This window comes from Thalassovita mangrovi (assembly GCF_009857745.1).
In the GTDB taxonomy this organism is placed as follows: domain Bacteria; phylum Pseudomonadota; class Alphaproteobacteria; order Rhodobacterales; family Rhodobacteraceae; genus Thalassobius; species Thalassobius mangrovi.
In genome coordinates this window covers 70,509-90,949 of sequence record NZ_WWEN01000001.1, presented here as the reverse complement: position 1 = coordinate 90,949, position 20,441 = coordinate 70,509, and the positions used below count along the sequence as shown (strand labels likewise).

General features: G+C 59.9%; 14 protein-coding genes and 1 tRNA gene. 8 read left to right on the top strand and 7 right to left on the bottom strand.

All coding sequences use genetic code 11. From position 1 onward, the window contains the following. Nucleotides 1-296 precede the first annotated feature (296 nt). Genes hsdR through GR167_RS00420 form a run of 5 tightly spaced genes read left to right on the top strand, consistent with a single transcriptional unit; the run spans nucleotide 297 to nucleotide 8,726 of the window. Entirely contained in the window at nucleotides 297-3,650 is a 3,354-nt protein-coding gene (gene hsdR / locus GR167_RS00440; RefSeq protein WP_160971472.1) for a type I restriction-modification system endonuclease, read from the top strand. Then, entirely contained in the window at nucleotides 3,647-5,122 is a 1,476-nt protein-coding gene (locus tag GR167_RS00435; RefSeq protein WP_160971471.1) for a class I SAM-dependent DNA methyltransferase, read from the top strand. The genes hsdR and GR167_RS00435 overlap by 4 nt, the downstream gene beginning before the upstream one ends. Further along, a complete protein-coding gene (locus GR167_RS00430) occupies nucleotides 5,119-6,045 on the top strand; it encodes a GIY-YIG nuclease family protein (protein WP_160971470.1) in 927 nt (308 codons plus the stop codon). Before GR167_RS00435 ends, GR167_RS00430 begins: the two co-directional genes overlap by 4 nt. Then, complete coding sequence (locus tag GR167_RS00425) at nucleotides 6,042-7,343, top strand: restriction endonuclease subunit S (RefSeq protein ID WP_160971469.1); 1,302 nt, start codon at nucleotides 6,042-6,044, stop codon at nucleotides 7,341-7,343. Before GR167_RS00430 ends, GR167_RS00425 begins: the two co-directional genes overlap by 4 nt. Nucleotides 7,344-7,346: 3 nt before the next feature. Beyond that, nucleotides 7,347-8,726 carry a Shedu immune nuclease family protein gene (locus tag GR167_RS00420; protein WP_160971468.1) on the top strand — a complete coding sequence of 460 codons (1,380 nt, stop codon included), beginning with the start codon at nucleotides 7,347-7,349 and terminating at the stop codon, nucleotides 8,724-8,726. 200 nt (nucleotides 8,727-8,926) lie between these two features. Here GR167_RS00420 and GR167_RS00415 read toward each other — a convergent pair. Then, nucleotides 8,927-9,001, bottom strand: a tRNA-Asn gene (locus tag GR167_RS00415). Nucleotides 9,002-9,073: 72 nt separating this feature from the next. Next, a complete protein-coding gene (locus tag GR167_RS00410) occupies nucleotides 9,074-9,994 on the bottom strand; it encodes an MBL fold metallo-hydrolase (RefSeq protein ID WP_160971467.1) in 921 nt (306 codons plus the stop codon). Nucleotides 9,995-10,034: 40 nt separating this feature from the next. On the opposite strand from GR167_RS00410, the gene GR167_RS00405 reads away from it, so the two are divergent. Beyond that, nucleotides 10,035-11,354 carry an ATP-binding protein gene (locus GR167_RS00405; RefSeq protein WP_160971466.1) on the top strand — a complete coding sequence of 440 codons (1,320 nt, stop codon included), beginning with the start codon at nucleotides 10,035-10,037 and terminating at the stop codon, nucleotides 11,352-11,354. A gap of 89 nt (nucleotides 11,355-11,443) precedes the next feature. Here GR167_RS00405 and GR167_RS00400 read toward each other — a convergent pair whose 3' ends face one another. Together GR167_RS00400 and GR167_RS00395 are read right to left on the bottom strand one after the other, a co-directional pair. Further along, nucleotides 11,444-13,990, bottom strand: a complete 2,547-nt coding sequence (locus GR167_RS00400; protein ID WP_160971465.1) for a hybrid sensor histidine kinase/response regulator — start codon at nucleotides 13,988-13,990, stop codon at nucleotides 11,444-11,446. 367 nt (nucleotides 13,991-14,357) lie between these two features. Next, a complete protein-coding gene (locus GR167_RS00395) occupies nucleotides 14,358-14,573 on the bottom strand; it encodes a hypothetical protein (RefSeq protein ID WP_160971464.1) in 216 nt (71 codons plus the stop codon). A gap of 228 nt (nucleotides 14,574-14,801) precedes the next feature. Between GR167_RS00395 and GR167_RS00390 the strand changes: the two genes are divergently transcribed. Beyond that, nucleotides 14,802-15,434 carry a response regulator transcription factor gene (locus GR167_RS00390; RefSeq protein ID WP_160971463.1) on the top strand — a complete coding sequence of 211 codons (633 nt, stop codon included), beginning with the start codon at nucleotides 14,802-14,804 and terminating at the stop codon, nucleotides 15,432-15,434. A 214-nt stretch (nucleotides 15,435-15,648) separates the two neighbouring features. Here GR167_RS00390 and GR167_RS00385 read toward each other — a convergent pair whose 3' ends face one another. Genes GR167_RS00385 through flhA form a run of 3 tightly spaced genes read right to left on the bottom strand, consistent with a single transcriptional unit; the run spans nucleotide 15,649 to nucleotide 19,705 of the window. Next, nucleotides 15,649-16,359: a sigma-70 family RNA polymerase sigma factor gene (locus GR167_RS00385; RefSeq protein ID WP_160971462.1), complete on the bottom strand. Its 711-nt coding sequence runs from the start codon at nucleotides 16,357-16,359 to the stop codon at nucleotides 15,649-15,651. An 8-nt stretch (nucleotides 16,360-16,367) separates the two neighbouring features. Continuing rightward, nucleotides 16,368-17,558, bottom strand: coding sequence for a hypothetical protein (locus GR167_RS00380; protein WP_160971461.1), 1,191 nt, complete (start codon nucleotides 17,556-17,558; stop codon nucleotides 16,368-16,370). Nucleotides 17,559-17,569: 11 nt separating this feature from the next. Then, a complete protein-coding gene (gene flhA / locus GR167_RS00375; RefSeq protein ID WP_370741201.1) occupies nucleotides 17,570-19,705 on the bottom strand; it encodes a flagellar biosynthesis protein FlhA in 2,136 nt (711 codons plus the stop codon). 178 nt (nucleotides 19,706-19,883) lie between these two features. On the opposite strand from flhA, the gene GR167_RS00370 reads away from it, so the two are divergent. Further along, nucleotides 19,884-20,441, top strand: a complete 558-nt coding sequence (locus tag GR167_RS00370) for an LPP20 family lipoprotein (RefSeq protein WP_160971460.1) — start codon at nucleotides 19,884-19,886, stop codon at nucleotides 20,439-20,441.

Sequence of the window (20,441 nt, the reverse complement as noted above, 5' to 3'; positions counted from 1 at the left end):
GCGAAAGTCCTAGACTTTCAGTCTCTGCCGAAAATTTTGAATCGAAAACTCAATTTACCTCCGGTGGCTCCATTATGGCAGTAGCTTTTAGCCCATGGTGGCAAAAACATCGTAGGGAATGCCCGATCTGCCGGAGACAGTTGCGCCCCGGGGCTCAGCGCACCCCGTGGGATAGGGGTCCCCCCTAGGAAGGACCCAAGCGACTAAGAAGCCAGCACGGTTTGTTTGCCACGGTAGCTCTTTGCATAGTCAAATATGGCTTGTCTATTTGAGGCAGCTATCGCAAAAATTGTGCAATGGATCATCTGCAAAGTAATTTCGAGTTTTTGGATCAGCTGGACGGTGAGCTTGCCAATTTAGGCAGGCTCGCGGAGAGCTACTTTCAAGAAGACCCCAGTACAAGTCTGATAAAGCTCAGGCAATTCAGTGAACGACTTTCCCGGCGACACGCCGTATTGATGGGTGTCGATTTGGTCGATGCCGATACACAAGTCGATCTGTTGCGCAGGTTGAAGTATGACCGCGCGGCGCCGGACCGCGTGCTCGATGTGCTCCACCACATCAGAAAGCTGGGCAACGCCGCAGTTCACGCTGGCCAAGGAGATCATCGTCAAGCTCTGGCATGTTTGAAGATGTCGGTTCAGCTTGGGGTTTGGCATCTTCGAGCGAGCACCAATGACCGCGAATTCTCACCCGGTCCCTTTGTTCCTCCGCGTGCCCCCCAATCATCGACGGAGGAACTGACCAAAGAGCTTGAACGGTTACGCCGTGAAAGGGACGACGCGCTGACCGCTGTACAAAAGGCAGAAGAACAAAGAAAACAAGCTCTTTTGGACGCTGAAAGCGCCGCTGCGAGGCATCAACGTGAACTTTCCGAGCGCCAAACATGGGAGGCATTGGCACAGGATGCCGACAAACAACTGCAAGAGCTGGCTGCACAGGTTCAGGTGCAAACTGCTACACAGAAGATGGAGTTTGTTCAGGCCTCCAATGCTGCCGTCGGGGCAATCGACCTAGACGAACAATCGACGCGAGAACTCATAGACCAGCAACTCCGGGATCGTGGGTGGGAGGCCGACAGTTCGGAGTTGCGACACAGCAAGGGCGTTAGACCCGCCAAAGGTAAAAATCTGGCAATCTCTGAATGGCCAACTCAATCTGGCCCCGCCGATTATGCCCTTTTTGTTGGCGAGACCTGCGTCGGTATTGTTGAAGCCAAGCGATACCGAAAAAACGTATCAGCGGCGATTGATCAGGCTGAAAGGTATTCAAAAGGAATTCAGGGCGCGGGAAATAAGGAAAAATGGAATGATGAATTCAATGTGCCATTTGTTTTTTCTACGAATGGGCGGCCCTACCTAAAACAGGTTGAAACCGAGAGTGGTATTTGGTTTCGAGATGTGAGGTTGCTGCAGAACCTACGGCGCGCGCTCATGGGTTGGTTCTCGCCCGATGAATTGGTCTCTATGCTGGAGGTTGAAAAGGAAAAGGCTCAGGCTGCCTTGGAAGCCCGATCTTTTGACTTTGGCTTTCAGCTTCGCCCCTACCAGAAGGCCGCGATCCAAGAGGTCGAGAAAACTCTTGGTTCGGAAAAGCGCGAAATGCTGGTGGCGATGGCGACTGGGACCGGTAAGACCAAACTTGCCATTGCCATGCTGTACCGGTTGTTGGCCACGAAGCGTTTCCGTCGCATCTGCTTTGTCGTGGATAGGTCAGCGCTTGGCACTCAGACCAGTGACGAGTTCATGAGCACTGCGATTGAGGGACCGAAGACCTTCGGGCAGCTGTTTGGCATGAAGGGACTTGAGGATGTTAAGCCCGATCCTGAAACACGCGTGCACATTTGCACCATTCAAGGGTTGGTGAAGCGCGTTCTCTATAACAGCGATCCCGCAGATGTTCCGCCGATTGGTCAATATGACCTGATGGTGATTGACGAGTGCCACCGTGGTTATTTGCTTGACCGCGAGATGTCGGATGCAGAGCTGAGTTTCAGAAGCCAAGACGACTATGTCTCGAAGTATCGCCGGGTTCTGGAGTATTTTGACGCGGTGAAGATCGGCCTAACGGCCACGCCAGCACTGCACACCGCGCAGATTTTTGGCGATCCAATTTACACCTATACTTACCGGGAAGCCGTTGTGGATGGATGGTTGATCGACCATGAACCGCCAGTTCGGTTCCAGACCGCCCTCAGCAAAGCAGGGATTACCTTTGCAGCTGGCGAAGATGTCGAAGTCATGGACAGCCAAACGGGAGAAATCGACAATGTCACGACCCCGGATGAGCTGAACTTTCAAGTTGAAGCCTTCAACAAACGGGTGATCACGCAGCCGTTCAATCAGGTGGTTGCAGAAGAACTGGCAAAGCACATCGACCCAAGTTTGGACGGAAAGACACTGGTGTTCGCGGCCACTGATGCCCACGCGGATATCGTCGTGCATGAGCTGAAAAAGGCATTCGCAGCGCAATATGGTTCAATCGAGGATGCCGCCATCCGAAAAATCACGGGCAGTGTCGACAAAGTTGGGGCGCTGATCCGCTCGTTCAGAAACGACGCCTTCCCGCAGATCGCTGTCACCGTTGATCTTCTGACCACCGGCATTGACGTTCCGAAGATCACCAACCTTGTTTTCATCCGACGGGTGAATAGTCGTATTCTCTACGAGCAAATGCTGGGACGAGCCACCCGCCGGTGTGACGATATCGGGAAAGAAGTCTTTCGCATTTTTGATGCCGTGGACCTCTACGCGTCTTTGCAAGACCTGACACAGATGAAACCCGTTGCCAGCAACCCCAAGCTGACCTTCGAGCAGCTTTTTGATGAGCTTGCATCGGTTGACGAGGATGATCAGCGAGAGCTTGTGCGCGATCAGGTGCTGGCAAAGCTGCATCGCAAACTCAGAAAGCTGCCAAGTAAGGTGGCAGAAGCAATAAGGGACCTAACGGGAGAAACCGCAGAGGAGTTGCGGGACCGTTTGAAGAACCATACCCCAGAGCAGGCCGCTGCATATGCTAAGCGGTTCGCTGGTTTGGGCAAGATACTGGATTGGGACCCGGATGGATCAGGGCCGAACCTTGTGCCGATCTCACACCATGAAGACAGCATGGAAGCCGTGACAACCGGCTATGGCGAGTATGAGAAGCCCGAGGACTTCTTGGACACCTTCACGTCATTCGTAAAGAACAACCAAAACAAGATCGCGGCGCTTTCGGTTGTGGTCCAACGCCCTAGGGAGCTTACCCGTGCAGAGTTGCGGAACCTGCGGCTTGAATTAGACAAAATGGGCTTCTCTGAAACAAGCCTACGTCGCGCGTGGAATGATGCGTCGAACGAAGACATTGCCGCTTCAATCATTGGTTTTGTCCGACAGGCAGCTTTGGGAGACCCATTGATCCCGTTTGAAACCCGCGTGCAATCCGCTACAAAGGCGATCCTAGCCAAGGCCAAATGGACCGACCCGCAAAAGACTTGGTTGCGGCGTATTGCCGAGCAAATCACAAAAGAAATCGTCGTGGATCGCGACAGCATCGACCAAGGCACCTTTGCCGCGCAGGGGGGCTTTAACCGCCTCAATCGGGTGTTCAACGGTCAGCTGGAAACCATCCTCCACGACTTTAACGAAGAACTCTGGAAAGTGAGCGCATGAACCCTAACACCGCTGAAATCGTCGCCAAGCTCTGGCGCGAATGCAAAACCCTCCAATCGGCGGGCGTATCGTATTCCAACTACGTCAACGAACTGACCTACCTTCTGTTTTTGAAAATGCTGGAGGAAACCGGACAGGAGGCCCGTCTGCCAAACGGGCATTCTTGGCGCAAACTGGCCTCGATAGAGGGCGGGGATCAACTCGAATACTACAAGGCGATGTTGCTGGAGCTGGGCAACCCGAAGAAAACGACAGACCCGGTCACGCTGGCGATCTTCACCGACGCCATGACCCACATCCGTCTGCCTAAAGACCTCAAGACGCTGACGACCAATATCGACAAGCTCGACTGGTTCACGGCCCGTGAGGACGGCTTGGGTGATCTCTACGAAGGGCTTCTGGAGAAAACGACCTCGGCCACCAAGTCCAAGGCTGGCCAATATTTCACGCCCCGTGCTCTGATTGATAGCATCATCCGCCTAGTCAAACCGCAACCCGGCGAGTTCATCCAAGACCCTGCCGCTGGTACGGGCGGGTTCCTCATTGCCGCAGATCGCGCGATCAAGGACACCACCGACGATCTGTTCACGCTGACCGAAGAGCAGGGAAACTTCCAGCGCCGCCTTGCCTTTCGCGGACACGAATGGGTGCCGGATACGCACCGCCTGTGCGTCATGAACATGCTCTTGCACGGGATCGAAAGCCTTGTGGGATGCGAAGACAGTTGCGCGCCGCAGGGCGAAACGCTTGGCAAAGCCGATGTGATCCTCACCAATCCGCCGTTCAACAAGATGTCGGGCAATGTGAACCGTCCTGACTTCACCCTGACGGCGGGTGAACGTGTCGGCCCCATGCCCTTCCTCGAACACGCTGTGCGCAACCTTAAGAAGGGCGGGCGCTGTGCAATCGTGATGCCCGACAACATCCTCTTTGGCGACGGCACGGGGACTGAGCTGCGCCGCTTCCTGATGGTGAACTGCAATCTTCACACCATCCTGCGCCTGCCCACGGGCATCTTCTATGCCCAAGGCGTCAAGACCAACGTGCTGTTCTTCACCCGCGTGACGGATAAGGTCTATCCGGCCAACCACGGACAACAGGCCACCAGCGATGTCTGGTTCTACGACCTGCGCACCAACATGCCGTCCTTCGGCAAGACCAATCCGCTGACGCCAAGCCACTTCGAGGAATTCGAACGCCTCTTCGGCCCCGATCCACTTGGCAGCTCAGACCGCAATGAAGAGGGAGAAGACAGCCGCTGGCGCAAGCTCACCCGCGAACAGATCACCGAACGTGGCGACAACCTCGACTGGACATGGCTGCGCGATGAAAGCGGCGATCCCGAAGACGACATGACCGAGCCCGATGAAATTGCCGCCGCGATCATGGGCCACCTGCGCGCCGCGCTGGACGAGATCGAAGCGCTCAGCGAAGAGCTGGAAGACACCCCAGCCGTCGAGGCCGCAGAATGAGCACGGGAGAGACCTTCGGGCGCACCATCCAGCTCTTCCTTGTCGATGGCAAACCCACCGGCCTACGCAAGGCGACAATCCACGGCTGGACGGGCGTTGTCCTTGTCTCCAGCCAATCCACATTCGCCAGCCTCACCAGCCGCGAAGAGGTGGACCGCACCGGCGTCTACGTCCTCACCGGCCCCGACCCTGACAAACAGGGCATGACCCGCGTATATATCGGCTCGGCCAATTCGGTGCGCGAGCGGATCAAGCAAAGCGCCGAAAAGCGCGAGTTCTGGGAAACCGCCATCGCCGTAACCACCAGCGATGACGACCTGTCCAAGGGTCACGCCGAATACCTTGAGGCGCGGCTGATCGAACTGACAGCGCAGGCGGGCCGCGTGACGCTCGACAACGGCACCCAACCCGACACCAGCCGTCGCAGACTGCCCGAGGCGGACGTGGCGAATATGGAGCAGTTTCTGGCCAACCTACGGATCATCCTGCCCGTGATCGGGTTGGACATGCTCAAGCCACAGCCCCGCGCCGTGACGCAAACCGCTAAACCGGTGGAAGAGCGCACCACGGGCGATGTGCAGTTCGAAATCCGGCACAAAAGCGGGGTGCAGGCCACGGCAGTGGAGGAAGACGGTGAATTCATCGTGCTGGAAGGGTCCGAGGCGCTGACTGGCACGGGCTATGTCCAGCAAAGCTATGGCGGGCTGAAAGAGAAGCTGATCGCCGATGCCGTGCTGATCCCGCACGGTGCGGACAAGCTGCGCTTTGCAAAGCCATGGCCGTTCAACAGCCCCTCGGCAGCGGCGGCGGTTGTGCTGGACCGCAACAGCAATGGGCGAACAGAATGGAAGGTGAAAGGCTCCAAGCAGAGCTATCATGACTGGCAGCAGGCGCAGGCCGCGAAGCAGGAGGTGGCGGAATGAGCGAGCTTCCTAAAGGGTGGGCGCTGACAACGTTGGCCGATGTAACGGCTCCACGCGGCGAAAAGGCCGACCCAGCGACGTTGGGCGAAATGCCGTTCCTCGGGATGGATCACATCGAAGCCCACACGGCCAAACTGCTCGGTAGCCAGCCGGTCAGCGAGCTGAAAAGCGCGGTCGTGATCTTCAAAAACGGTGACATCTTGTATGGCCGCTTACGACCTTACCTGAACAAGGTGCACCTTGCGCAGTTTGATGGGACAGCGTCTGCCGAATTTATCGTGTTCCCTACCTCGGAGGCAATTGAACAGCGTTTCCTGCAAAGCTTGCTGCGTAGTACCGAATATCGCGCTTTGGCTGATCAAAGGAGCACAGGAGATCGTCCTCGCGTGAAATTCGAGAACGTGAGCGACTATGCGTTCCCGCTCCCCCCACTCCCCGAGCAACGGCGGATTGTGACGAAGCTCGACACCCTCAGCACCCGCACCACCACCGCCCGCACCCACCTCACCGCCATCGCAAAGCTGGTGGAGAAACACAAGGCTGGTTTCGTCAGTGCTTTGTTCGAAGGATTGTCAGAGCAGTTTGGTGAGATCGAACTCGGATTAGTTTGTGATCGAATTACCAAAGGTTCTTCGCCCAAATGGCAGGGGTTTGAGTATTCAGACGAAGGAGCGATTTTTGTAAGGAGCCAAAACGTTCTTTGGGGGAGACTAAACCTCGCGGATGTCACACGTCTTCCCATTGAGTTCAACGAAAAGCAACGTAACTCGGTGATGGAGAAGGATGACGTCCTGCTGAACATCGTTGGAGCATCCATTGGACGGTCAGCAGTAGTGCCAAGCGAGTTGGTGGGTGCCAACTGTAATCAGGCTGTGGCTGTTATACGTTTGCGCGAACCAAGTTTTGAAGATGCCTCCTACCTTTCGCAGTGGCTAATTTCGCCAGCGGCTCAATCGCAGATCACTGAAAACGCTGTGGATGTAGCTCGCGCCAATTTCTCTCTGGGACAAGCGAAGAAGTTGTCGATCCCTTGGGCAACGCCAGAGGTTAGAAAAGCGACTTTGATAAAGATTGAAACCGCCTTCGCCAAGATCGACCGCCTCGCTGCCGAGGCCGAGAAGGCCCTGAAACTCACCGACCGGCTGGATCAGCGCATCCTCGCCAAAGCCTTCGCAGGCGAGCTGGTCCCCCAAGACCCCACGGACGAACCCGCCACCGAACTCCTCGCCCGCATCCGCGAGGCCCGCGCCGCCGCCCCCAAACCCAAACGCGGCCGCAAGAAGAAGGCAGAGGCGTAAGCAATGGCACGACGCATACCCGGACAGAGAATTGAGGGTGCACCAGAGATCACGGTGAAACCGGGCAATGTGCCGGGTAGCTGGGATGTGTATGTGAAGCCGTCCGAGGAGCGCATCAAGGACGGAGGGCTTGACCCGGACACCGACAAGGTCGAACCGGTCGTTCTCTATACGCTGGATGAAACCAATGAGCGGGTCCGGCTCTATCCGGTGTATACGCGGCCAGAACCGGACGGATCGTTCACCCCCAAGCACAAGAAAATTACGGCGATATCGTTTGATTGGTTCGACGCTGACCCCAATCCGGATGAGACCGCCGCAGATATGGCTTTGGATTTCCAGCCTGATGGCCTGACCCGCGATCCAAACTTTGGGCTTGGCATCAAGAAGGAGTATCGCTTCGTCTTGGATGCTGTGGCTGAGCACTCGGACAAGGATGTTCTGTACATCGGTGATGGCGACCCGATGGATGACGAGTTCAAGCTGTCCCTAGATGCCTTCGGTGATTTGATCACCGAGATTGACCGCATTGATCGCCGCGCTCAAGTGGCAGAGAACGAGGTTAAGGCGACGACCTCTTACAATGTGGTTGCAGAAGTTGTGGGGGCTGAATCTCGACCGTTCCGCTTGGGTCGCAACGAGATACGTCAGCTGATCCAAAAGTATGCCGCCGATCCAGACTACCGTGACCTCGATGCGCAGACGGAATTGGTCACTGAGCTTGGTCGCTCAGCCCGTACCTTTGCACAGCAAGCCCCCGAAGCCACAGAGAAGTTGATTTCAGAGCTAGAACTGACCCGGTTGGAACTTGCGAGTAAAGAGTTCGAAGAGCTGATGGCCAAGAACCACAACGAAAACAAGTGGCAGAAGTTCTTCGAGGTTGATCCGTTCCTGTTATCCTTCGCGTTTGGGTATCCGGTCATTTGCGTCAACGGGCAATCCTATGTCGGCGGTCGTCGCATCGACGGCAAAGGTGAGAAGATTGGCGACTTTCTGTATAAGAACAGCATCAACAACAATGCTGCTCTTATCGAGATCAAAAAGCCCCAGTCGCCCCTAGTGAAGAAATACAGGGATGGCGTCTATGGCCCGCATGATGAGCTGTCAGGTGGCGTGACGCAGGTTCTTGATCAGCGGTATCACTTCGCCCGCAGGTTCCCGTTGCATCAGTCCGATAACGATTGGCACGGCGAAAATGAAGTCGCGGACTATGAGATTGATTGTGTTCTGATCGTTGGCACGATGCCCACGGATAAGGATCAACGCCGGTCATTCCAGCTTTATCGAAAGAACTCTCACGGGGTACGCATCGTGACGTTTGATGAAGTCTTGGAGATGTTGAAGAACCTATTGGAGTACCTTCAAACAGCGAAGCCTAGCTGACGGCGAAGAGCTGCGGTCGAGGCGATCCCATTTGTGTGGGTAGAAGAAGTTTCTTCACCCTTAGAACAGTATTGGCAGAACCCGGCTATTATCCTCTGAAATTTGTGCACGGTGGCGACTCCGTGGCGATTCCGGCGTACTTCCAACAATACCCAAAAACAAAAAAAGCCCTTAAGTCTCTATGACTTAAGGGCTTTTTATGGCTCCGGCGGTAGGGATCGAACCTACGACCAATTGATTAACAGTCAACTGCTCTACCGCTGAGCTACGCCGGAACATGTGGCGGTGTATAGCCATGTGATTTCCCGGCGTCCAGAGGCTTTTGTCACATTTTTGCGAAAAAATTTTCACCCCGTCGGAAGCCGTTCAAAAACAGTGTCCTCGGCCAGTTCCCCGACCGGAGAAACGCGGTTTTTCCCCATCAGGTCAATGAGATGCGCCAACACGTTGCGGGTCGCGGCGGGCAGCAGCGCCGGCTGCACCTCGGTATAGATGCGCCGGGCCAGCCCCTGGGCGGTGTCGGCGCCCTGTTCCAGCGCGGCGAGGATCTGCGCTTCGCGTTCGCGCCGGTGCGCCAGCAGCCATTCCAGCCGTTGCCGCGGCGCCGTCACCGGCGCGCCGTGGCCGGGATGCAGCACCTTCGGGTCCAGCCGCAGCAGCTTTTCGCACGATTCCATGAAATCGGTCAGGTCGCCGTCGGGCGGCGACACCAGCGAGGTGGCCCAGCCCATCACCAGGTCGCCGGTCAGCACCGCGTCGCCCCACTGAAAACACAGGTGATTGCCGTAATGGCCCGGCGTCCACAGCGCCGTCAGTTCCCAACCGTCGCCGCGGATCACGTCGCCATCGCCCAGCACCACGTCGGGGACAAAATCCAGGTCGGGGCTTTCGCCGCCGCCGATCATGCCCCCGGCGGCCAGTTTCTGCATCACCGCGCTGCGCCCGGCGCGGGTGTCGCCGAATCCATGGATCGGTGCGCCGGTGCGCGCCGCCAGCGCCCGCGACAGCGGCGAATGATCCAGATGGGTATGGGTGACGAGGATATGGCTGATCCGCTGCCCCGGCTCTAGGGCCGCCAGAATCGCCTCCAGATGCGTTTCCGAATCCGGCCCCGGGTCGATCACCGCGATGTCGCGTGCCCCCAGCAGATAGGTATTGGTGCCGCGATAGGTCATCGGCGACGGATTCGGCGCCACGATCCGGCGCAGCCCGTCGGCCATTTCCTCGGGCACCCCGATGGGGGGATCGAAATCGTCGGGGGCTTGCATTTGGCTTCCTTCCTGTGGCGCACGCCGCTAGGGTCTGCGCATGGCATTTCACTGGCTCAAACGCTATGTCCCGCGCGGGCTCTATTCAAGGGCCGCCCTGATCCTGGTCCTGCCGGTTGTAACCCTGCAACTGGTGGTCTCGGTCGTGTTTATCCAGCGCCATTTCGAAGGCGTCACGCAGCAGATGACCGGATCGACCGCGCGCGAAATCCAGTTGCTGATCGACCGCCTGCCCGATGCGCCGGGTCCGCTGCCGCCTGCCCTGACCGATCTGGCGAAGGCGCTGGAGATGGACATCGCGGCGATCCCTGCCGAGGAGGGCCCGGTGCAAAACCAAAGGCGCTGGTACGATCTGACCGGGGCGATCGTTTCGACCTCGTTCCGCGAAGAATTGCAGGGCGTCGAAGGGATCGCCCTGCCCGACGATTACAACGTCCATGTCTATGTAACTACGCCGGCGGGGGTGATGGATTTCCATTTCGACCGCAGGCGGGTGTCGGCTTCGCAGCCGCATCAGCTGTTCGTCAACATGGTGGTGTTCGGTGTGCTGATGACGGTGATCGCCTTCATCTACCTGCGCAACCAGCTGCGCCCGATCAAGCGGCTGGCCGAGGCGGCCGAGGCTTTCGGCAAGGGGCGCACGGTGCCCTACCGGCCCTCCGGCGCGCTGGAAGTGCGAGCGGCGGGCGGTGCCTTCCTGGACATGCGGGCACGGATCGAGCGGCAGATCGAACAGCGCACTCTGCTCCTGTCCGGGGTCAGCCACGATCTGCGCACGCCGCTGACCCGGCTGAAGCTGAGCCTGTCGCTGCTGGACAGCGACGACCGCGAAGCGATGGAGCGCGATGTCGACGACATGCAGAAGATGCTGGACGGTTTCCTGTCCTTCACCCGCGGCACCGGCGAGGTCGAAGCGGAAGAGGTCGATCCCTTCGACCTGGTCGAGCGGATCATCGAGGACAGCCAGCGCGCCGAAATCCCGGTGACGCTGATCCGCGCCCAGGGCCGCGACCTGGGCAAGGTGATGCTGCGCCCGCTGGCGATCCGGCGCGCCGTCAGCAACCTGATCGAAAACGCGGTGCGCTACGGCAACCGGGCCGAGGTGTCGGTGCTGCTGACGGAAAAATCGCTGCGCATCCGGATCGAGGATGACGGCCCCGGAATCGCGCCGGAAAAACGCGAAGATGCGGTGAAGCCCTTCACCCGGCTCGACAGCGCCCGCAACCAGAACCGGGCCAGCGGCGTCGGGTTGGGCCTGGCCATCGCCAACGACATCGCCCGCGCCCATGGCGGCGTGCTGCGGCTGGGCGACAGCGAAAAACTGGGCGGGTTGCAGGCCGATATCGTGATCGGCCGCTGATCCGGCCCGCCTGCCCCGTCAAAACAGCAGAACGCCCCCGGCGGCCAGATCGGCCCGGGCGCGGGTCATCCCGAAAGGGCCGTGCGAAATCAGCCGGCGACGGCCAGCGACGCGCGCATCGCTTTCATCGTGGCTGCGGTCAGGCCGGGCAGCTGGTTCGCCAGGTCGCGGCATTTCTGTGCGTCGCTGGCATCCGCCGCGGCGGTCATGCCCTGCAAGATGCCATGCACATCGGAGGCGCCGATCACCGCGGCGCCACCGGCGCAGCGATGCGCCTCGGCGCGGGCGGTGGAGAAATCGCTCTTCTCGACGGCGTCCAGATAGACCGGCAAAACCTGTGCCGCGTCCTGCTCGAACTGGTCGATATACCCGCCCAGGGTGTCGACATCGAGCATGTCGAGCAGACCGTCGAATACGTCCTTGTCAATCATGGTTGCTGAAACTTCCTCTGTCTCTGTTTCGTCGCGCGCCTGCTGCCCTGCGTCATCGGATGCTGCCGCCGACTTCACCAGATCCAGGAAAAGCTGGTCCAGCATATGCATCCGCAACGGCTTGGTCAGGACCTGATCCATGCCCGCATCGAGAAACTCTTTCATGTTTTCCGGCTGCGCATGGGCGGTCACCGCGACGATCGGAACATTCTGGCACTTGCCGAATTCGCGCAACATCCGCGTGGCCCCGACGCCGTCCAGCTTGGGCATGCTGATATCCATCAGAATCAGGTCATACGCCTGCGCCCGCCCCAGCGACACGCCTTCCAGCCCGTCCGCCGCTTCGGCCACCGTATGCCCCTTGGCATTCAGCATATCCACCAGCATGCGCCGGTTGATCTGGTTGTCTTCCACAACAAGGATGTTCATTCTCGTCGATTTCTCTGACTCTCTGACGCTTTCGCTGGGCGACATTAAACAGTTTTCATCCCCCTCCGCTACCCTTGGCAAGGAAACTTCGAAGGCAAATTCGCTTCCTTCGCCCGGGGTGCTGTCAACTGCGATCCTGCCGTTCATCAATTCCGCGGAATGCTTCACGATGCTCAGGCCCAGACCGGTGCCCGACTTGAACCGGGAATAGGATTCGCGGATGGTTTCGAAATCGCCGAAAATCCGGTCCAGGTGATCGGCGCGGATGCCGATGCCGGTATCGGTGACGGCGGCGCGTATATCCAGCTTGCCGTCATCGCCCTCCCGCGCGGACAGCGTGACCTTGACCTTGCCGTCATGGGTGAATTTCAGCGCATTTGAAATCAGGTTGCGCATGATCTGCTGGAACAGGCGTTCGGCCCCGACCACGGCAAAGGTATCGGGCAGCTCGGTTTCCAGCACCAGCCGATTGCGATTGAGCCGCGCCTGCGAGGCAAGCCGGTCCACCAGGTCGCGCAGGATCGTCACCGGGGTGAAGGGCGCGGCGCCGACCGCGACGCTGTTGAGCTTGTCCAGCCGGGTCAGCTCCAGCACGTTTTCGACCTGTTCCAGCGCATCGTCGCCGCAGCGTTCGATGATCTCGGCCAGTTCCAGCTGCCGTTCGTTCATCTGGGTGGTTTCGCGCATCAGATCGAGGCTGGCCAGAACCCCGTTCAGCGGCGTGCGCATTTCATGGCTCATCGCGGACAGGAACCGCGACTTGGCGCGTTCGGCCTGCAGCGCCTCGTTGCGGGCCTTCATCAGGCTCATTTCCCGTTCGGTCTGATCCGACACGTTGCGGATCGACGCGATCAGCAATTCCTCGCCCGCCGCGTCATGCAGCACGCCGAATCCCACCTCGATCGGAAAGGTCGTGCCGTCGGGCTTCCTGCCGTTCAGGTCCAGCCGCCGGCCGTCGCGGAACCACTGCGCCTTTTCCCGCAGCCAGCGGCCGATCCGCGCCCGCATTTCCTCGGCCGGCAATTCGCTGACGACGATATCGGTGAACAGCATTCCAACCGCCTGGTCCTCGCTCAGGCCGAACATCTGTTCCGCCGCCCGGCTGAACGCCACCATCCGGCCCTCGGCATCCATCGTCACTGCCGCGTCGCGCGAAGTTTCGACCACCGCCCTGAGATTGTCGTTGGCGCGCGAAATCATCCCGTTCTTCTGCCGCAGCTTCAGCAGAAGCATGCCGTCGAGAACGATCACCGCCAGCAGGAAAAGCAGGATTGCGGCGCCGGAGATGGCGAATTCCTTGAGCACCTTGAGGAACGCATCGTCGTTTTCGCCGAACAGCGCCTGCATCCGGTCCAGATAGCCGGCCAATGCCGCTTTGCGGGCCAGGTTCAGGTCGTTGACTGCTTTCTCGACCTCTTGCAGCCGCGACTGCAACTGCGCGTCGGGCAGCGCCATGATCGGCAGGGTGTCCTCGACGAAGGCGATCTGGGAGGCGACCAGCGCCTGCATCTCTTCGGTCAGCAGGCCGGGACGGTCGTCCCGCATCCGGTTCAACTGAACGATCCTGGCCTGGGTATTCTGAAATTCGCGGCGCAGCTCGCCGAAAGCCGGATCGCCCGGTGCGGCGCTTTCGGCCCGATCGATCGCCAGATGCAGCTCCGACTGATTGAAGGTCAGCTCGGAGGAAACCCAGTGGAAATAATGCACCCGTTCCTGGCGATATTGCAGAACATCCGAAAAGCGCATCAGCGACTGGCCCAGAAAGAAAGCCGCCAACAGTACGGAACAGGTCAGCCCGGCAATGGCGACCCAAATCCATGTCTTATTCTTTCGCTCAAGGGCAAGGGTTTCCCCGAACATGTTAATCCTCGCTTCATGCCGGCAAAACGCCGGCTTGTAATGCTGTTATCCGGTTCGGACTTGCCAGCCCCCCGCAGCTTGCCCCCGTGTTGCGCCGCAGCCTTCGCTTGGAAGACGCCGCCGCAACCGCATGGACAGGCTGTCCCTGGCAGTCTTTGTCCCGTTTTGAAAACCTGCCACCCTTAATGAATTTGGCGCTGAGCGGACGCCGGAGTTTTACTGTAACTGTTCAAACATCATTTGTTTAAATGCAGGCCAAATCGCGTAAACGGCCCGATGAGCCTCAGTGCGACATGGCCCCCGCTGTTTTTACATCTGCACCGTTCAAAAAGCGGGCACCGGTGCCGAAATTGACACTGAGCGCCCCAAGGCGCCCGACCGGCGCGGTCTGGACAGAAGTTCCATCGATACCGCTAAATCCCGTATCGGCAGAGCCTTCCCCCACCAAGACCACAACCGCAGCAAGCACCAATACAATGCGCAAAAACATCGGGTACATTGATTAGAGTCCTATTAAATCTGGGAAAATTGGTAAGGCCCACCTTTCCGGCTGACAATCTAGTCTTCCGTCTACTCATACATACTTTAGTATGTTATTTTGCGAATTGCTGCTTGTGGTTTCCTGAACAGATGATCTAATCAAAAAGAAGTTTTAAAACATCCTTCTGTTTGGCCGTCTGTATACACGAGTGACTAGTCCTTATGGCTGAAGGTAAAAGAGGTCCCAATGAACGACACCAGTAACAAGATCCGTGTTCTAATCGCAGACGACCACGGCATGATCCTGGACGTTTTGTCGATGTTCCTTGCTACCCAGCCGGACATGGATGTGACGACGACCACCGATCTTGACGGGGCGCTTTCGGCGATCACCGAAAACGGCGGTTACGACGTTGTCCTGCTGGATTACAACATGCCCGGCATGAACGGCACCCAGGGGCTGATCCGCGCGATCAAGATGAACAAGAACCGGCCCGTCGCGATCCTGACCGGAACGCCGACCCGCCGTATCCTGGATGAATCGCTGGCCAAGGGCGCCGCGGGCCTGGTGCCCAAGACGATGCCGGCGAAAAGCCTCGCCATCGCGATCCGCTTCATGCATGTCGGCGAAACCTATGTGCCGCTGGACCTGATGCGCGAAGACACGTCCGAAGCGGGCGAAGGCGTCGGCAAGCTGAGCGCGCGCGAAAAGACGGTTCTGGAATGCCTCGGCGAAGGCAAGCAGAACAAGGAAATCGCCAATTCGCTGCAGCTGTCGGAAGCGACGATCAAGATGCATGTGAAATCGATCTGCAAGAAGCTGGGCGCGAACAACCGCACCCACGCGGTGATCACCGCGCGCGATCAGGGCCTGCTGTAAGGCCCGCCTTTCTTCCCTGTCAGACATTTTGCCGGACCTGTGACGCACCAGGGATTTCTGAAAATCCTTGGTAAGCGCCGCTTTGGGCGCGCCGGCCGCGATGGCGTCATCACACAAAAAAAGCGGGCCTGCCCCGCTTGAAACAAGCCGTTGAGAAACAGCTTGCCCTGCCCCTTCTTGCGGACAGCATCGATACCCGGCTGACTTCAGCGCCTCAGAAGGCGCCTTTCATCCGGTCCCGCAAACGGCCGATCGCGGCCTTCTTGATCTGCGATACCCGCCCGGTCGTCACGCCCATAATGGCGGCGACTTCGTAGATGTTCATTTCTTCCACGTAATAGAGCTGCAGAACCAGCGCCTCGCGTTCGGGCAGTTCGGCCACCGCCTTTTTCATGATGGCGCGGATCTGCTGGTGCTGGGTGGCGTCCTCGGGATTGACGCTGTTGTCTTCGAACAGCGCCGAATGATCCGAATAGACCTCGTCCAGCGACTGGGTCTTGTTGGCCTGGAACCGCGCTTCCCAGCTCAGGTACTCCGACAGCGGCATGTCCATCTCGGTCGCCATTTCCTCCGGCGTCGGATCGCGGCTGAGCTTCTGCGCCAGGTCGCGTTCGGCGGCGCGGGCCTTCTGCTGCATCGAAATGGTCGACCGGCACAGGTTGGAATTGCGCCGCAGCAAGTCGACGATGGCGCCGCGCACGCGGATCGCCGCATAGGCGGAAAAGCTGACGCCTTCCTGCACCGTATAGCGCCGGCTGGCGTCGATCAGGCCCAGGTAGCCGGCCTGCAAAAGATCGTCGATTTCGGCAAACTGCCCGACCCGGCCCATGAAATGCCAGGCCAGCTTACGGACCAGCGGCATGTGCTCTTTGACAAGAGTGTCCGGGTCTGTGGTCGTTTGGGTATACCCCTTCTGCGCTATCATAACCGTCCTCACTCAAACTCTTGCCGGGGCTTCGACTGGCGGCTGTGGAACAGCGGCGCGGCCTGCGGCACGACGCTGTCCTCCTCCGGCGCGTCAATCCAGCCGCGCATCCATCCGGTCACCGTTTCGGCATTCACCTGGTCCAGGTTGTCGAGGATTGCGTCCCCTTGGCTGATCCAGGCCACTTGCCAGTTAAATTGCAAAAGACATGCCACCAGTTCCGCCGGCACCGGTTCCTTTTCCGGGTTGCACAGCATCAGCTGCACATCCATGCCCGACCAGCCGTTCAGCACCTGTTCCAGACGGCGGCGGCCATAGACGCTGGGCAGCACCAGCAGCCCCTTGTCGCCGTCATGCTGAAACTTGGTGGCGTATTCGCGCGCCTTGTCGGCGTCGTCGGGCAGCAGAACGATCTGCGACCCGGGCACGTTGTCGGGCAGGTTGCGGCCGACGCTTTCGTCGACCAACGACACGGTCAGCCCCAGCAATTCCGCCTTGGACGCCAGGAAGGCCGCATCGGCGCGCGCTTCCGACCCCATCACGTAGAACGACGGTTTCGCCTCGCCCGCATCCATCTTGCGCATGGCAAGGCGGATCGCCGCCAGCGCCTTCTGGCGCATGTCGGGACCGGCCAGCCAGAACCGCCCTGCCCCCAAAGCTTCGGTGACGCGCACCGGGATGATGCTGGACACGATGGCCTTGGACAGCCCGATCAGCTGATGGCTGCGGTCGAAATAATCCAGATCCTCGCGCACCGCGTCGATCACATGTTCGGGCAGTTCCGGGATCGGGATGTCGAAGGCGCCAAGACCGGTCACGCGCGGTTGGCCATTGCGGCGTTCCGGCGCCACCATCGGCACCACCACTGCCTCGGGCTCGGGGACCTTGGTTTCCTCGATCGCCGTCCTTGCAGCTTCGACGACGGCCTCCACCCGGTCTTCTTCCAGCCGCCGCTTCAGCAGCGCCTCGAAGGTCGAGGGCGAGGTTTCCAGGATCGGGTTCTCTTGCGCCACGGATACTGCAGCTGCATCCTTGCGGCGGGCGGGAACCGCTTCGTCGGCTTCCAGCGTGGCCTTGATTTCGACCAAGCCACCCCGGCGCGAGGTCGACAGGATCAGCGCCTCGGGACCGAGTTGCCGGACAACTTCATCCATAGCCAGACCGCTGTCAGCAGCACGAACGGTGATGGTTTTGCTCATGAGATCCTCTCCTATTGATCCATGTTCGCTACGGCGTCACGGCCACCGATGGTGGACACGACTTCGATACGGCGGCCTTCGGGCAGCTCGTCGAGACCCAGCACGACACAATCGAGCGCGTGCATCCGGGTGAAGGCAGCCAGCGGCCGGCGCAGGGCGCTGGCCACGATGACGATCGGGTGGCGGCCCTCGGCGGCGAGCTTTTCGCTCATCTCCGACAGGCCGGTGACAATGCGTTCCGCCAGCGCGTTATCCACCATCAGGGCGGTCCCGCCCTGCGGGATCGAGCGCAGCAGCAGCTGTTCCAGGTCCGGGCTCAGCGTGATCAGCGGCAGCGGCTGGTTGACCGGCACGATCTGCTGCAGCATCTGCGGCACCAGCGCCGGGCGCAGCCGTTCGGCCATTTCCATCGGCGACAGGCCCATGCCCGAAATATCCGCCAGCCCCTCCAGGATGCGTCGCAGGTCGCCCACCGGAATGCGTTCGGTCAGCAGGTGGCGCAGCACCGAGGTCAGCGTGTGCAGCGGCACCAGCTTGTCCACCACGGTATCGACCAGGGTCGGGCTGGAACGTTTCAGGATACCCAGCAGGGTCTGCACGTCGTCGGGGCCGATCAGCTTGTCGGCGTGCTGGTAAATCAGCTGGCTCAGATGGGTGGCGACCACGGATTCGGGTTCGACCACGACGTGATCGTCGGCCTCGGCCTCGGCCTGCTGGTGCGGCATGATCCACACCGCATCCATGCCGAAGCTCGGGTCCTTGCATTCGATGCCCTTCAGCTTGCGCCGCGACATGCCGCCGGGCAGCGCCAGCTTGCGGTCGGGATAGACGCTGTCTTCGCCGACGATGGCCTGGCCGATTTTCAGACGGTACTGGTTCGACTGCAGGTTCAGGTCGTCGCGGATGCGCACGCCGGGCACCACGAAGCCCATCGCCTTGGATGCATCGCGCCGCACCCCGGTGACCGAGGCCACCAGCGGGCTGGTGTCGCCGCCGTCGATCAGCGGGATCAGCCCGTACCCGATCTGGATCGAGATCGGCGCGTAATCGGTCACGTCCTTGGCGGTGATCGTCGCGGTGGGCTTGGATTCCTCCGCCAGTTTCTGCTGATCGGCCACCGCCAGTTCCTGTTCGGCCTCTTCGGCCTTCTGGGCGTCGCGGTTCTTGGCGTACCAGGCCATCGCCCCCGCCAGTCCGGCGGCGGTCAGGAACATCAGGTTCGGCATGCCGGGCACCAGGCCCAGGATGCCCAGCACCGCCGCCACCGGAACCCAGGCGCGCGAAATGTTCATCTGCGACCCGATATGCGCCGCCATATCGGCCGAGGACGAAACCCGGGTCACGATGATCGCGGTGGCGATCGACAGCAGCAGCGACGGAATCTGCGCGACCAGCCCGTCGCCGATCGACAGCAGCACATAGTTTTGCGCGGCATCCGCGATCCCCATGCCGTGCTGGGCGGTGCCGATGATGATGCCGCCGATGATATTGGCGGCCAGGATGATGATACCGGCGACCGCGTCGCCCTTGACGAATTTCGACGCACCGTCCATCGCGCCGTAGAAATCGGCCTCGGTGGCGACATCGGCGCGGCGCACGCGGGCCTCTTCCGAGGTCAGGATACCGGCGTTCAGGTCGGCGTCGATCGCCATCTGCTTGCCCGGCATCGCGTCCAGGGTGAAACGCGCCGACACTTCCGACACCCGGCCCGCGCCCTTGGTGATCACCATCAGGTTGATCACCATCAGGATGACGAAGACCACCAGGCCCACCGCGAAATTGCCGCCGATCACGAAAGCGCCGAAGGCCTCGATCACCTTGCCCGCCGCACCGGACCCGCTGTGGCCCGAGGTCAGAACGATCCGGGTCGAGGCCACGTTCAGCGCCAGCCGCAGCACGGTGGCGATCAGCAGAACGCTGGGGAAGCTCGAAAAGTCCATCGGCCGGTAGGAATGCAGCGATACCATCAGGACCAGCAGCGCCAGCAGGATGTTAAAGACGAAGAACGTATCCAGCAAAATCACCGGCAGCGGCAGCACCATCATCGCCACCACGGCCAGGATACCGAACGGCAGCGTCATGCCGGCGAACCGGCCCATGACCTTCTGCGAACCGCCTTGTCCCATATTGGCGCTGAATTCTGCCATATGCTGTCGAACCTTCTGATGGACCCGCCTCGGACGGGGATTTCAGGACTGAAACTGCAATTCCCGTGCCAGCCTGCGCATAAGTTTTTTACTTTTCGGGCGGGGCGGCGGCGCACCCTTGGCACAGGGCTTGCAGACACCGCGGCAACGGTCCTTTCGCATTCGAGGAGTAAACCCGATGTTCCGCAAATCCCCCGCCCTGCCCCTGATCGGCACCGCGCTGACCCTTGGCATGACGATTACCGGCTGTTCCGGCCCGCAAAGCGCGGTCGAGGCGCTGCCGTCCAAGGCATCGGAATCGACCGAGGCCCTGGCCGTCACCAAGGACAATCTGGATGCGCTGTCGGGCAAACAGGTCAAACCGATGGCCGCCCTGGGCGGAATGTTCAAACCCGCCCCGCAGGTGGCGCAGATCACCGGCGTCGGCTATTCCCAGATCGGCGCGCAGCCCGGCAAGACGCTGAACGAACGCCGCCTGATGGCGATGCGCGCGGCGCGGCTGGAAGCGATGCGCGACCTGACCGAACAGATCCACGGGATGCAGCTGACCTCGGACACCACGATCCGGGATTCGGTGATCCGCAACGATTCCCTGCGCGGCGTGGTCGACGGTGAAATCCGCGGCGCCAAGACGCTGCGCATCATCCCCAAGGGCAATGACAGTTTCCAGGTCATCATGGCGCTGGACCCCGACACCGTCGCCTATATCCTGCGCGCCGCACGCGGCCAGGTGTAA